Source organism: Psychrobacter immobilis, from assembly GCF_904846285.1.
GTDB lineage: Bacteria > Pseudomonadota > Gammaproteobacteria > Pseudomonadales > Moraxellaceae > Psychrobacter > Psychrobacter immobilis_D.
In genome coordinates this window covers 20,452-36,014 of record NZ_CAJHAD010000018.1, presented here as the reverse complement: position 1 = coordinate 36,014, position 15,563 = coordinate 20,452, and the positions used below count along the sequence as shown (strand labels likewise).

Below are 15,563 nucleotides of genomic sequence, written 5' to 3'. Positions count from 1 at the left end.
TAAAAAACCATCTTGTTAAACGATGTGTAAGAAAGCCACGCTCATTATCATTTACCGTCACTTAGCAGCACTTAGCCCCCTTCACATAGTATGGTTATTTGCACTGACTGTAACGATACTATCAAAAATGCTATGCATGATTGCCCTTTAAATTATGCACAATCATAGCCATAATAGTTTATATAGCTGTAAATATTTAGCATCGCGCCTGTTTTACGGATTTTTTTGCTTTGCATCATTCTTACTTTAGGAGAGATATTTTGACTCATTTATCATCGTCCCACTCTGCTGCTCGTAGCGCTCGTATACTACCAAAAGCGCTATTAGCCGTGGCGATTGGGCTCGCGCTTGCTAGCTGTAGCAAGTCAGATAACACCGCTACCGACGGTGCTGCTACCAGTGCAGAAACGTTGAACCTGTATAACTGGTCTGAATATATGCCGCAGGAAATCTTGGATGGCTTTACCAAAGAAACGGGCATTCGGGTCAATTACACCACCTTTGATTCTAACGAGGCCATGTACGCCAAGCTCAAACTGCTCGACGACTCTAGCCAATATGACTTAGCGATTCCATCGACGTATTATGTCGAAAAAATGGCAAAAGAGGGACTGCTACAAGAGCTCGACAAATCCAAATTAAGCAACTTTAAAAATCTTGATACCTCCTTTACTAATACTAAGGTTGACCCAGAAAACAAATACTCGATTCCTTATATGTGGGGCAGTACCGGTCTGGCCATCAATGGCGAAGCGGTCGATCCTGCCACCGTAAATAGCTGGAATGATTTATGGCGTCCTGAGTATAAAGGTCAAGTGATGCTGATGAACGATATGCGCGAAGTATTTGGCATGGCGCTATTGACCCTTGGACATTCAGGTAATAGTAAAAATCCTGAGGAAATCAAAGCTGCTTATGAAAAGCTGACAACCTTGATGCCAAATGTGAAGACCTTTAACTCGGACGCCTCACGCATGCCGTATATGGAAGGCGAAACCACGGTTGGCATGAGTTGGAATGGTGAAGCTATCATCGCCAATAACGAAGGTTTGACCAGTTTGGTGTATAAATACCCAACTGAGGGCGCTATCTTGTGGATGGATAACTTTGTCATTCCAAAAAACGCCAAACAAGTCGATGCGGCGCACAAATTTATTGATTACTTACTCCGTCCTGAGAACTCTAAAATCGTCAGCGAAGAGATTGGTTACGCCTCGCCTAATATCGCCGCCCGTGAGCTGATGCCAGAAGAAGTACGCAACAATCCAACCATTTATCCTAGCAAAGCCATACTAGCAAAAGCGGAATTCCAAGAAGATGTCGGCGATGAAGCCTTGCGAGTTTATCAGCAATATTGGGATAAACTAAAAACTGGTCGTTAGTCATTGCTGTATTTTAGTAAACATGACCGTGAAAAACGCTGACTCTATCAAGTCAGTGTTTTTTATTTGTTTTTTTATTTAGCTTTAATTTATAAGTGCAAATCGGTTTCGCTACCTTTATGCTCGATACGGCGCTGCTCGCGGCGCTGATAGCGCAGACCAGAGGCGGCAAACCATTGCGGCTTAGTCGTTTGCAATAAATCACTGAGCCGCTGCAACTGTACTTGTAAGGTTTGCGTGAGCCAAAAATAGCCTTGCCATTCAAAGCCTAAGTTTTCTACACTTGGATATTCTGATACCGCGATACGCGTAATCGGTCGAAATACTTCATCATTTGGGCTACGTAATACCGCTGCCATATGCTGCATCGCTTGCGTCAATTCGTGCTGATAATGGATAAGTAAAATGTGGTTTTCATCATCAATCTCGATGTTTGCCAAGCGCGGCGCGGCGCTTAACAGCAAATCAATGGTTCCAATGATATTACGATGGGTACGCTGAATAGTCTCTAGCGTTTCTTTTTCAATTCCCGATTCGCTAGCTGTCGCCGCGATATGCGGACGTACGGCAAGCAAACGCTTATTGATTTTTTGTAGCGCCTTGACCAAAGATTTATTGACTGGTGTATCAGGTACAGAACTGCTCTTTGGGTAAATAATACTGGCTGAGCTGGTCGCTTTACTATATTTAAACGGCTTAGGCACCAAAACATCCGCATCGATATGATTGCCAACCCCAGCGTACAAATTGCTACAGGTTTCAAGATTACTGGCCAATAAAAACCGCCACATTAACGTCGATTTAAGCGGTAAAATCAACGTCGCTGCGACCGCCACCCCTGCGCCAAGTAAAATATTAAACGCTCGATATAAGCCATCTTGGGCAATATTGCTATGGTCAGGGCTTGAAACAATCATCAGCATGGTAATCCCTGTTAGCAGCCCGATATAACCTAATTGCTTAACCGCCACGTAACCAATAATGCCGCTGATAATACCAATCAGCCCGTAATATAGCCACAGCCAACCGCCCGTATCTTGAATCAACCATAAAAAGCTCAGCCCGACCACCACACCTAATAAGGTGCCGAGTATCCGCTCTTTGGCCTTGGTATAAATCGCCCCTTGATATTGCAACAAACCCAATATCACAAACACAGTAATGGTCGTCCACTCGCCGTGCGGCAAGTGCGTAAACTCATTTAACAACAGTGCGATAAGCACAGCAATACCTAAACGTATGGCATGCAAAATATCCGCATGCTGATAACGGGCGTAAGGCTCCACAAACGGTGCAGTAAATCGTTGCCAAAAAGTCGGTTTCACGCAGGCTATCTCTTATAATAAATGAATAAAATGCGGTTAAATGATAACTGCTAGCTTAACCACTGAGAAAGCGATAATAAAGCAAGGATCAAAAAATAACGCCTTTTACCTATTAAAAGATAAAAGACGTTAAAGGTCAAAACATGCTAGCACATAACAACAAAAAAGCACTCCAAGATATTATTTGGCTAGAGCTGAATGCTACACCTCTAAAAAGTCTAGAATGCCTTCCGCCGCTTCACGACCTTCCCAAATCGCTGTCACGACCAAATCAGACCCACGCACCATATCGCCACCAGCAAAGATTTTGGGGTTACTGGTTTGAAATTTAAAGGTTTGTTTTTCGGCGGCTACTACTCGACCAGAGCTGTCCATTGTTATTTGCTGACCTGTAAACCAATCGGCAGGGCTAGGACGAAAACCAAAGGCCATAATGACCGCATCACACGGAATAATTTCTTCTGAATTGGGAATGGGCTCAGGGTGGCGGCGACCATGACTATCAGGAGCGCCCAAGTGCGTGGTAATCACTTTGACCGCATTCACCTTGCCATTTAAACCAATGATTTCGGTCGGTTGACGATTGAATAAAAACTCAACGCCTTCTTCGCGGGCATTGACCACTTCTCGGCGGGAGCCAGGCATATTTTCTTCATCACGGCGATAAGCACAAACCACTTGCTGCGCCCCTTGACGAATACTGCTACGGTTACAGTCCATTGCCGTATCACCACCGCCTAATACCACTACTTTTTTACCTTTTAAATCGATATATTCTTCTGGATTTTTTTCCCAGTCGTTACAGCGATTGACGTTGGCAATCAAGTAATCTAGCGCATCATAGACGCCTTCTAATTCTTCACCAGCAAAGCCGCCACGCATATAATTATAAGTACCCATACCCATAAATACCGCATCATACTCGCCTAACAGCTCATCAATACTGACATCGGTACCGATTTCGGTCTCTAAACGAAACTCCATGCCCATGCCTTCAAAGATGACACGGCGATTGCGCATGATGTCTTTTTCCATTTTAAACTCTGGAATACCAAAGGTTAATAAGCCGCCAATTTCTGGGCGCTTATCAAAGATAACGGGTTTGACGCCATTTCTTACTAAGATATCCGCACAGCCCAAACCTGCTGGACCAGCCCCGATGATGGCAACTTTTTTGTCCGTCCATATCACATCCGACATATCAGGACGCCATCCAAGGGCGAAAGCGGTATCGTTGATATACTTCTCGACATTGCCAATCGTTACGGCACCAAAGCCGTCGTTTAGCGTACAAGCGCCTTCACATAAACGATCTTGTGGACAAACGCGCCCACAGACTTCAGGCAAAGTATTGGTTTGATGACACAATTCTGCTGCCTGAAATATTTGACCTTCTGCCGCCAATTTAAGCCAATTAGGAATGTAGTTATGTACCGGACATTTCCACTCACAGTACGGGTTGCCGCACTCAAGGCAGCGATGCGATTGCTGCGCCACTGACTCACTCTCAAACGGCTGATAAATTTCAACAAACTCAGTTGAACGCGTCGCGATGTCTTTTTTGGTGGGCTCAAGGCGTGGAACATCTAAAAACTGAAAACTATTTTCTAAGCGTTTTGCCATGGTGTTGTCTCTTTTATAGTGGGTGACGACAGCCAATATCTGTAGCCTCACTGAGGCAAATTTACGGATACGGACTGTCATTTACCTGCTTAAAACCTATGCATTAAAAACTGCTCGTAAACTCTATTGCTGACTCATCTCGTTTATTGCGGATCAGCCGTCGTGGTCTTAAGCAAGGTCGTAACGTTCGCTGCTTTGGGCTTCACCAAATAGAACTTACGCGCATAATGCTCAAAGTCCGCCAATATCGTCTGTCCCCACGCACTGCGGGTTTTATCGACATGGGTTTCAAGCACTTGTTGCAAGTAAATACGATGACCTTCCATTTGCTCACTTGAGATACGATTTAAGTCAATCAGCTCATGATTACAGCGATCAAAAAAGTCGCCATCCATATCAAGCACATAAGCAAAACCACCCGTCATGCCCGCGCCAAAATTTAGACCAGTACGTCCAAGAATAGTAATGATGCCGCCCGTCATATACTCACAGCAATGATCGCCCGTGCCTTCAATGACCGCATGCGCGCCAGAGTTACGTACCCCAAAGCGCTCGCCTGCCGTGCCCGCAGCATACAATTTACCACCCGTTGCACCATAGAGACAGGTATTACCGATGATAGCGGTTTCTTGCGCACTAAAGCTTGAATCTTTCGGTGGATAAATCACAATCTCACCGCCTGCCATGCCTTTACCGACATAGTCATTGGCATCGCCTTCAAGCTCAATATGTAAGCCGCCAGCATTCCATACACCCAAACTTTGCCCTGCGGTTCCGTTTAGATGCAGCTTAATGGGCATGTCACTCATGCCAAGGTTGCCCCATACCTGCGCAATCTCACCCGAGATACGTGCGCCGATTGAGCGATCACAGTTACCAACTGCGTAGCTATAATCGCCGCCGTTACCTTGACGGATACTGAGCAGCATATCACTAATCATCTGCTCAGCAAGCAAGCCTTTATCAAACGGCTCATTACGCGCAACCTGACAGGTTTGCGCTTTACCGCTACTGGCTGGATGACTAAACAATAATGGCGTTAAATCCAAATGACGCTGCTTATCGGTATTGCCTTCTAACACTTCAAGCAAGTCAGTACGCCCGACCAGCTCTTCCATAGTGCGCACACCTAATGCTGCAAGCCATTCACGCGTTTCAGTCGCCACAAATTTAAAGAAGTTGATCAACATCTCTGCTTCACCGATGAAATGCTCATCGCGTAGCTGGGCTTTTTGCGTCGCAACCCCTGTCGGACAGTTATTAAGATGGCAGATACGCAAGTATTTACAACCAACCGCAATCATTGGCGTGGTGCCAAAACCAAAGCTTTCAGCACCTAGAATCGCGGCTTTGACCACATCAAGACCTGTTTTTAGACCACCATCGGTTTGAATGCGAACCTTATGGCGCAAACCGTTGACGCGTAGTGATTGATGCGTTTCAGCAAGCCCTAGCTCCCAAGGCGAGCCTGCATGATGGATAGATGACAGTGGCGACGCTGCTGTGCCACCATCATAGCCTGAGATGGTGATTAAATCGGCGTAGGCTTTTGCTACGCCCGTTGCAATGGTACCAACACCGGGACGCGAAACCAATTTAACCGAAACCAAGGCATCTGGATTGACTTGTTTTAAATCAAAAATCAGCTGCGCCAAATCTTCAATCGAATAAATATCATGATGCGGTGGCGGCGATATGAGCGTAACCCCCGGTACCGAATAGCGTAGACGCGCAATTAGCGCATTGACCTTACCACCCGGCAGCTGCCCGCCCTCACCTGGTTTTGCCCCTTGAGCAACTTTAATTTGCAAGACTTCTGCTGAACGTAGATAAGCAGGTGTGACCCCAAATCGACCAGAGGCAATTTGCTTAATTTTTGAATTACGCAGCGTGCCATAACGTACCGGATCTTCGCCGCCCTCACCAGAGTTTGAGCGCCCGCCTATGGTATTCATCGCCATGGCAATCGCTTCATGAGCTTCGGGTGATAATGCCCCTAATGACATCCCAGCGGAGTCAAAGCGCGTCAAGATTGCTGAAATATCTTCAACCTCATTAACATCGATAGCGTTGTCAGTCTTTAATTGCAATAAATCACGCAAGGTCGCAACAGGACGACTATTGACCAAATCGGCATAATTACGATAATTATCATAATCGCCTGTCCGTACTGCGGTATGTAGGCTATTAATGACGTCAGGATTAAAGGCATGGTATTCTTTATTAAAGACAAACTTCAGCAAACCACCTTGATCAAGTGGCGCACGACGTTTAAAAGCATTAGCCACCAACTGTGCTTGGTCGGCAGCTAAGTCAGCAAAGGTTGCGCCTTTAATCCGGCTTTGCACGCCTTTAAAGCATAAGCTCACCACTTCTTCAGAGAGCCCAACCGCCTCAAATAACTGCGCGCCACGATAAGACACAATGGTCGAGATGCCCATTTTTGATAAGATTTTTAGCAAACCTTTATCTAAGCCTTTGCGGAAATTTACCCGCGCTTGGATTGGATCGCCGAGCAGCTCACCGGTCGCCACCAAATCATCAATGACGTCATAAGCTAAGTAGGGATAAACGCAGGTCGCGCCAAAGCCAATCAATACCGCCACTTGATGCGAGTCGCGTGCCAGTCCAGTCTCGACGATTAAATTAGCATCGGTACGAATACCTTGGGCAATCAGATAATGATGCACCGCACCCGTGACCATAATGGCATTGGCCGGCACTTTATCGGCAGCAATGTTTTTATCAGATAAAACAATTAAAGTCTGACCAGCACGGATGCTATTAGCCACTTGCTCGCAGATAGCTTTAATAGCTGCTGATAGCTCAAGATTGGCATCATAGTTTAAATCGATACGCGCCAGCTGGAATGCTGGATCGTCCAAAGTCTCAAGCTGCTGCATTTTACTGGCTGATAAAACCGGCGACGATAAGATAATACGATGTGCGTCGCGTGCTGACGGTGCAAACACATTGGTTTCAGCTCCCAAGCAAGTCTGTAGCGACATCACGATTGATTCACGCAATGGATCAATGGGTGGATTGGTCACCTGTGCAAACTGCTGGCGGAAGAAGTCACCGACATGGCGTATTTGCTGCGATAGCACGGCCATCGGCGTATCATCGCCCATCGAACCGACTGGCTCTTGCGCATTTTCAGCATTAGGGCGAATGATTTCGGTACGCTCTTCGTTGGTAATATGATACATTTTTTGCAAAGCTTTTAGCGGCTCACCGCGGCAGGCTTGGGCGGCAAGCGTTTCTTCTAAGCGCTCATCATCACGGATACGGGTCGCTTCATCACGTAGCCACTTACGATACGGATGCGCCTTCTTGAGTAACGTCGCAATCGCTTTAGTATCCATAATTTGACCAGTCATGGTATCGATAACCAGCATCTGACCGGGACCGACCCGACCTTTTGCAAGCACATCTTTTGGCGCATAATCCCAAACACCGACCTCAGACGCCATAGTGATATAACCGTTTTTGGTCGTGACCCAACGTGACGGGCGCAGACCATTACGGTCAAGCATGCAGACAGCATAGCGACCGTCTTGAATCACCAGACCTGCTGGCCCATCCCACGCTTCCATATGCTGTGAGTAAAATTCATAAAACGCGCGCAGATCCATATCCATGCTGTCGACATTTTGCCAAGCGGGTGGCACCAAAATCGACATCGAATGGAATAAACTCATGCCACCTGACATCAGTACTTCAAGCATATTATCTAAGCTTGATGAATCCGAGCCCGTGCTATTCACCAAAGGCGTTAGCTCATTCAAATTGGGCAATTTATCGGACTTTAATTTTGGCGTACGGGCTTCAGACCAGCTACGGTTGCCAGTGATGGTATTAAGCTCGCCATTGTGTGCCAAATAGCGAAACGGCTGCGCCAGTGGCCAACGTGGTAGCGTATTGGTCGAGAAACGCTGATGAAAGACCACAATATGTGATGCCAAACGCGTATCTTGTAAGTCTAAAAAGAAGGCTGGCAGGTCTGATGGCATGACCAAACCTTTATAAATAATCGTCTGACAGTTTAATGAACAAACATAAAACAGCTCATCATCAACCAAGCGTTGTTCAGCTTTTTTACGTGCGACAAATAATTTGCGGTTAAAATCATCGGCAGCTATCTCGTCTGGCGCATTGACAAATATTTGCTGAAAACCGGGTAATGTCTGACGACCAATCTCACCAACGATACTTAAATCAAGCGGCACATCGCGCCAGCCAGCCACTGCTAAGCCTTGGGCGCTAAGCTCTTCATTGAGCACCTGTTGGCTATATTGCGCTTTTGTCTCATCTACATTGACAAAAACCATGCCAACAGCAAAATTAGCGGTAATAGTAAAGCTCTGCTCAGCCGCGATATGCTTAAAAAATGTCGTCGGCGTCGCCAGTAATAAACCGCAGCCATCACCGGTCTTACCATCAGCAGCAACGCCGCCGCGATGCGTCATACAACTTAGACTATGAATAGCTGTTTTCACCAAATCGTGACTGGCTTGTCCCTCAATATGAGCAATCAAACCAAAGCCGCAGTTATCAGAGAAGTCATCTGGCGTCGCCAAATGCGTAGAGGAGGAAATCATTGACATAGCTTGTCCTTTTAAGTGAGCGGACGGCCTATACTTCCAATATGAGGTATCAACCAAACTCCGCAGGCAGAACGGGCTAAATATATTCACATAAGCGGATTAATAAAGCGCAAGCAGAGAAAATAATGCAAGCGTTTTGAGGCTGATAAAAATACTTATCACGACTCTATTTATTCTATAGTCATCAAAGCTATTGATTTAACGTTACTAACTAAAAGGAATTTAATGATGATATAAGGTGATATAAATGGCTACCACCCTACCGATCCTTTCAGGATTTATACGTTATTCTCTATCAGTTGCTGTCAGCCTTTGCCTACCTTCTATCTGTTGTATACTCAATGCGAGTCGTACAATCATTATTAAGCGAGGATACGCGTTAAAAACTTCGATAGAAAATGAGCAAAGTAGTGAAAAAACCGGCTAATAAAGTAGCAAATATTACTATGGTATACCGTCAAATTTAAATATCAGACGCTCTGTATTCAAGCGCCTTAACAACCCCTTAGCAGGATAATAATGAGGAGTTGCGCCACTTGCGATATGCTTAAATAGAGGTACAAGTAGCAGCGCTTGAGACGACGACATTGTTGTAAGGGCTCATCTTTATCAAGCTTACTTACTCCATGTAGAGGTGTTAAATAGAGGTTTACGATAACTATACAGAACGTCGCCCTTAGTTATCTTAGTTAATGATTGATAAAAAATCTAGTCTTTTTTATAAACTCATACTATAGATTTTGTAAAAACTTATGTTATCCATCAATCATTGATAACTAACTCTCTAGAATGAATCCTATTAAAACCGCCCATCTAAACGTTTTTAAGTATTTTAGCGGTAGTCAAAATTGCTAACAGAAAAAAAGCCCACGACATAAAATATGGCATGGACTTTATAAATGAAATACTTAGGGCATGTCTTCAATTCAATCAATGAACACAATCCACGAACAGCTAAATGGGCTAGTCAAATTAATTACCTTTTTCTTCAATAAGCTCTTTTATACTGTCATTATTGTTTTTCGAAGCATTGTTTTTTGAAGCATTATTACTAGCACTGGCGTTGGAATTTTTACTAGCCGCATTGGCATTCTTATTAGCGGCGTTGTTATTTGCATTCGCACTAGGCGGTTTAGGCGCTTCAACCACGGGTGGTTTTTTCGGTTCATTATTGTTACTTGCTTCAGGTTTGCGGCTATTATCGGCATTTTTAGGCGTCGCGGCGATCGCGGTCTGCTCTTCGATACCGACCGTGCGCTCTTCATTAACCGATAAGGTATCAGAGGTATCGACTGACTGACGAATACTTTCAGCAGCACTATTATTCGCCCCTTCTTGAGCTGCGCGGTTGGCATTACTTGCTGCTTGCTCGCTGGCACTATCGTTAGTTGGCGCTTTCTGACGCACGGGTACTTCGCGTTTGGTTGGGCGCAAATTCACAGCGCGCGTGCGTTTAGCACTCAAATCTTTGACGGGGTCAGGGCGTTCATAATTATCGATAATACTGACATAACGATTGATCTCTTCTGGCAACACACGCACATTCGTAGGCAGTTTAAAGTCTATCAGCTTAGCCGCGCCAACCGCTTCTTGTGGACTGCTCATCAACCCATAAGTCAGCATATAACGCACTTGATTGTTTTCATCAAGGTAACGAAAATAAGCAAACTTCTCGCGATCTTCGCGGCCTTCTAAATAACTAACGATCACATCATTTTCACCGACATTCATCACCTGCACTGTCCATCTGCCTTTATTAGCCAGTAGATAACGCTTGTCTTTAAACTCATCAGGATAACTGCGCAAGTCTTTTACCGTGGTATCAAAACTGATTGGCTGCACATCGGTGTCAAGCTCATGTAAGGATTCAATCTTTAGTGGCTGCTCAAGCTCTGCGCTCAGAGTTTTTGGTGCAGATATCGGCGCATTTTCGATTTTCGCGCCCATCGCTGGCGTTTGGCTAAACATCCAAACCAAAGCGGTAAACACGCCCAATAGCAGTGTCGCTATCAGCCAAATCAGTGCTTGACGGCGATATTTTTGCCCAGCTGTGCGAGTCGTCGAGCGTGATGCTGCCATGGGTATATCCTTGGGAGAAAAAGTCTTATAAAAATAGTCTTATAAAGAGTTATTTATAACGCAATACTTATAAAGATAGACTCAAAAAATGAGATATTTAAAAATAAGGCTATAAATTAAAGTATTAACCTTTAATCGCCTTTATTAATGATGCTGTGCCAATACCTCGGTTAACAGCGCAGCATCAAAATCATTGGTCAAAACTGCCTTACCTAATGATTTTAACAAAATAAGGCGGATTTGTCCGTGTTTGACTTTTTTATCATGCCCCATCAAACCAAGCGCCGTTTGTACGTCAATCGCTGGCGGCGTAATGGGTAGATTTGCCAATACTAATACGCGCTTAAGACGAGCAACGTCATTACTCGTTAACCAGCCAAGCTTTTGTGAAAGCTCAGCCGCTTGCACCATCCCAGCCGCGACCGCCTCACCATGTAGCCAATTACCATAGCCTTCATGGGTTTCAATCACATGACCAAAGGTATGGCCGAAGTTTAATAGGGCACGCACACCGGACTCTCTTTCATCTAGTGCGACGATATCGGCTTTATACTGGCAACAGCGTTTCACCGCTTCGCCAAGTACGGCTAAGTCTAACGCTATCATCGCTGGTAGATTGTGCTCAAGCCAAGTTAAAAAGTCTGCATCCATAATCAGTGCATATTTGATGACTTCCGCCAATCCTGCTGATAGTTCGCGTGCGGGCAAGGTTTTAAGCGTGCTCATATCGGCTAAAACCATTTGCGGCTGCCAAAAAGCACCAATCATATTTTTACCTTGGGCATGATTGATGCCCGTCTTACCCCCAACGCTTGAATCTACTTGTGACAACAAGGTCGTTGGAATTTGAATAAAATTGACCCCGCGCATAAAACTTGCGGCAGCAAAGCCTGTCATATCGCCGATAACGCCGCCACCAAGCGCGATTAGGGTCACATCACGATTAAAGTGCTCCGCCATGAGCGCATCATAAATCTGATTGATACTGGTTTGATTTTTATATTGCTCACCATCTGGCAGCACACAGACCTTGACGGTAAACTGCGCTTCAAGTTCTCCTTGTAAAGGCTTTAAATATAAAGGCGCAACCGTCTCATTGGTAACAATAAGGACTTGGCGACCCGCAATATAAGGAGCAATTTGGCTTGCCATGCTGTTTTTTTCAGCGCTGTTATTAGCAGCGTTTTCAACGCCATTTTCAGACACGTTTTCAGCAGTGTTACTGACAATGTTTTTAGGGCTGTTTGCAGTGCTATTTTCAGTAATGACAATAGGATAATCATGACTTTGCGTTTGTACTGTTAGGTTGGCATGAAACAGTGGCGTTGCCATGAAAATCTCCTTAAGTATGAGGATTGAATTAAATTGAGCGGCGTTATTTATTAAACTTTATCTAATTTATCTAATTTATCTAATAAAATTGATTTGTTATTATTCATCTTCTTGAGGTGCTGAGCTGATAGAAGTGGATTCACAAAATGAGTCTAATTGCTGCAATAACTGATTGACCATATGTCGAGGATAGGTATGACCGGTCGGCATGATAATATGCGCCACTTGCCGATATAAGGGGTCGCGGGCGCTATATAAATTTTGTAATATCTTTCTAGGATTCGGTTGTTGTAATAATGGTCTCGACTTGTCTTTGGCAGTACGCGCCATTTGCACGTCAACGGGAGCATTAAGATAGACGACGATGCCGCGCTCTTTAAGAAAGGCACGATTTTCAGCTGCCATCACTGCACCGCCGCCGGTCGCTAAGACAATTTGTGATTGCTGCGTTAGCTCATCGATGGCGCGTGTCTCTCGTTCGCGAAAGCCCGCCTCGCCTTCTTTAGCGAATATCCAAGCAATATCCGCACCAGTTTGTGACTCAATATACCAATCACTGTCTACAAACGAGCGCCCTAATTGCTTAGCCAGTAACCTGCCAATGGTGGTCTTCCCCGCTCCCATCGGCCCTACTAAAAATACCGACGGTAATTCCTCAACCATAATACGCACTCAGCTAAATTAGCTATGATACAACGTCATGGTTATTCTGGCTAGTAAGGCGCGTTGATTATTGTCAGTAAAATCTAAGCAAGCTCAAAAATTTGCCATAAAAAAAGCAAGCGCTGATGCTTGCTTTTTTCTATTATAAATAATTCAACACTGATTAATTTAAACGGCTAATACCATCATTAATCAATTTTGGCGTAACAAATATCAATAGCTCTTCTTTAGAGTTATTACGCACATCACGGCGGAAGGCACGACCGATATAAGGTAAGTCACCTAAGAAAGGTACTTTATCGACTCCATTGCTTTTACTATTCTTAAAGACGCCGCCCAAAACAATGGTCTGACCATCTTCAACAATCACATTGGTTGAGACAGAATCTTCAGCAATAGCAACCTGCCCATCAAGTGATCTAATTGGGGTACCGTTTGTGATGTTCAGCTGCAAAGCGATTTTGCCATCTGGGGTAATATTTGGCGTCGCTTCCAAACTTAATGCCGCTTCTTTAAAGCTGGTAGTGGTCGCGCCACTGGCCGATGCTTCTTGATAAGGAATTTGCGTGCCAGAAGATACTTTTGCTGTCTGTTTATCAGCGGTCAAAATCTTTGGTGTTGAAATAACTTCACCGCGGTTATCCGCTTGCATAGCTGACAGCTCAAGATCTAACATAAAATCAGATATACCGAGCAAACCAAAAGCAATACTACCGGCTGGGTTGGCAACTCCTAAGTCTACGTTTAAGTTATCAGGACGGCTAATGTCGTACTTAGGATAAGAAACGGTTTGACCGTTGACTGTTGTAGTTTGGACGTCAAAATCTTTTAAATCCCATAATGTCTGATTACTACCACCGACCAACAAGTTACGATTGGTAGCAGCGCCGTTCGACAATATGCCCCAACGCACGCCAATCTCTTTACTAAAGCTATCGGTAGCGCTAACAATGCGCGCTTCAATCATTACCTGACGGACTGGAATATCAATTTTGCCAATCAGCTTATGGATATTTTCAATGCTTGCAGCCACGTCTTTGACAATCAAGGTATTGGTACGCTCATCGACGGTTACCGTACCACGGTTAGACAATAAGGTATTGTTATCGACAGAATTGGCGCCACCTGTACCGCTGCTACCACCTGACGAACCGCTGCCTTGAGAAATAAGGGTCAAGACATCAGCGGCTTTAGCATAGCTTAAGCGAATGTATTCAGTGCGTAGTGGCGCATAGGATTCAACTGCTTGCTGTGCTGCAAGATCGCGTGCTTCTTGTTCAGCAAGCTCAGTTGATGGCGCAACCAAAATCACATTACCATTTTCACGCTTACCAAGATTTTTACTTTTTAGAATAATATCCAGCGCTTGATCCCAAGGCACATTAATCAGGCGCAAAGTGATGTTGCCCGCGACCGAATCACTAGCCACGATATTCATATCAGTAAACTGTGCCAAGATATCTAATACACTACGGATTTCGACGTCTTGAAATTCCATGGATAGTGCTTCACCACTATAAACTTTCTCTTCAAGCGTTGGTTCGCGCAGTAGCTCAGGCTTTCTGATATTGATATTTAATTGATTACCTGATTGATAAGCTTGATACTCATAATCTTCTTTGACATTGATAGTGATGACGCCATTTTGACCTTGATTTTTCGTATCAATACTATCAACCAGACCACTATTAACATTTAAGCGACGTAATAAATTTCTAGGCACGGTGCTGCCGGTTAAACGTACCACCAGTTTATTGCCTTGGCGCTGTACGTCAACAGGAATGGCTTCATTGGCAAGCGCAATACTGACGTTACCGCCACCGTCATTGCCTGCGGTAAAATTAACCGCGGTTAAACCATCATAACTATACTGCTTGCTCACTTGTGAAGCCGCAAGTTGTGGACTTAGCAAGGGGTTGACACGTACCACCATGGTATCGGCAGGTACTTGTGTTTTAGATGCTGGTATTTTAGACGCTTGAGTGTTCATTACTTTGGTCTTAATCGGCGCAACCGCTACGCTATTGCTCTCAACTATCGGCGTGACAACCGCAGTGGTAGTAATACCCGCATTATTGTTAAGAACATCTCGCACAGGGTCATTGGTGATGACTGAACGACTCGGGTCGCTAATCGTTAGCAACAAATCATTACCCTCAATAGCAGTGGTATAACTACCCGCTTGTTTCAGTCCAACAATCAGACGGGTGGTATTGTCGCTATTTAACGTCGTAACATCGTTGATCATGCCAACGTTGTATTCATTAAATCGATTAGCAAGCCCGTTTTGAACTTTTTCAAAATCCAATACCAAACGGCTTGGATTATCAAGCTGATAAGCGGCAGGCAATACTGGCTTGCCAGCAAAACCCAAACGCATTTGGGTAACGGCTGGTGCCGTTTGTACCACAGAGACGTTATTAATGCGCTGCTCAGCATGAGCACTGCTACTAATTGCTACCATACTCATTGCCAATGCAGAGATGGCAAAAGTAGAAGATACGCGGTTGTTCATCGTCATTACCTTGTTATTGCGTACTGTCATTATATAT

General features: G+C 44.7%; 8 protein-coding genes. 1 reads left to right on the top strand and 7 read right to left on the bottom strand.

Translation table 11 applies throughout. The features are described 5' to 3' along the window. Positions 1–260 precede the first annotated feature (260 nt). On the top strand, positions 261–1,382 hold the full coding sequence (locus JMX13_RS10455) for an ABC transporter substrate-binding protein (protein WP_201612425.1): 1,122 nt from the start codon (positions 261–263) through the stop codon (positions 1,380–1,382). Positions 1,383–1,471: 89 nt separating this feature from the next. Here JMX13_RS10455 and JMX13_RS10450 read toward each other — a convergent pair whose 3' ends face one another. The 7 genes from JMX13_RS10450 to pilQ all read right to left on the bottom strand — a co-directional run bounded on the left by JMX13_RS10450 (position 1,472) and on the right by pilQ (position 15,556). Further along, a complete protein-coding gene (locus JMX13_RS10450; protein ID WP_201612424.1) occupies positions 1,472–2,707 on the bottom strand; it encodes an FUSC family protein in 1,236 nt (411 codons plus the stop codon). A 201-nt stretch (positions 2,708–2,908) separates the two neighbouring features. Continuing rightward, a complete protein-coding gene (locus tag JMX13_RS10445) occupies positions 2,909–4,330 on the bottom strand; it encodes an FAD-dependent oxidoreductase (RefSeq protein ID WP_201612449.1) in 1,422 nt (473 codons plus the stop codon). Positions 4,331–4,473: 143 nt separating this feature from the next. Further along, a complete protein-coding gene (gltB, locus tag JMX13_RS10440; RefSeq protein ID WP_201612423.1) occupies positions 4,474–8,937 on the bottom strand; it encodes a glutamate synthase large subunit in 4,464 nt (1,487 codons plus the stop codon). A gap of 972 nt (positions 8,938–9,909) precedes the next feature. Further along, complete coding sequence (locus JMX13_RS10435) at positions 9,910–11,016, bottom strand: hypothetical protein (RefSeq protein ID WP_201612422.1); 1,107 nt, start codon at positions 11,014–11,016, stop codon at positions 9,910–9,912. Between the two features lie 144 nt (positions 11,017–11,160). Continuing rightward, the gene (gene aroB, locus JMX13_RS10430) at positions 11,161–12,348 is read right to left on the bottom strand and encodes a 3-dehydroquinate synthase (RefSeq protein WP_201612421.1); all 1,188 of its coding nucleotides are present in this window, start codon (positions 12,346–12,348) and stop codon (positions 11,161–11,163) included. 99 nt (positions 12,349–12,447) lie between these two features. Next, positions 12,448–13,011 (bottom strand): shikimate kinase AroK, encoded by a 564-nt coding sequence (gene aroK, locus JMX13_RS10425; protein WP_201612420.1) that lies wholly within the window; start codon positions 13,009–13,011, stop codon positions 12,448–12,450. Between the two features lie 163 nt (positions 13,012–13,174). After that, positions 13,175–15,556: a type IV pilus secretin PilQ gene (pilQ, locus tag JMX13_RS10420; RefSeq protein WP_201612419.1), complete on the bottom strand. Its 2,382-nt coding sequence runs from the start codon at positions 15,554–15,556 to the stop codon at positions 13,175–13,177. Positions 15,557–15,563: the final 7 nt, after the last annotated feature.

Excerpts from the sequence above, each read along its gene's own strand:
- JMX13_RS10445 (WP_201612449.1), bottom strand. The coding sequence starts at position 4,330 with ATGGCAAAACGCTTAGAAAATAGTTTTCAGTTTTTAGATGTTCCACGC.
- JMX13_RS10435 (WP_201612422.1), bottom strand. The coding sequence starts at position 11,016 with ATGGCAGCATCACGCTCGACGACTCGCACAGCTGGGCAAAAATATCGC.
- aroK (WP_201612420.1), bottom strand. The coding sequence starts at position 13,011 with ATGGTTGAGGAATTACCGTCGGTATTTTTAGTAGGGCCGATGGGAGCG.
- pilQ (WP_201612419.1), bottom strand. The coding sequence starts at position 15,556 with ATGACAGTACGCAATAACAAGGTAATGACGATGAACAACCGCGTATCT.
- gltB (WP_201612423.1), bottom strand. The coding sequence starts at position 8,937 with ATGTCAATGATTTCCTCCTCTACGCATTTGGCGACGCCAGATGACTTC.
- aroB (WP_201612421.1), bottom strand. The coding sequence starts at position 12,348 with ATGGCAACGCCACTGTTTCATGCCAACCTAACAGTACAAACGCAAAGT.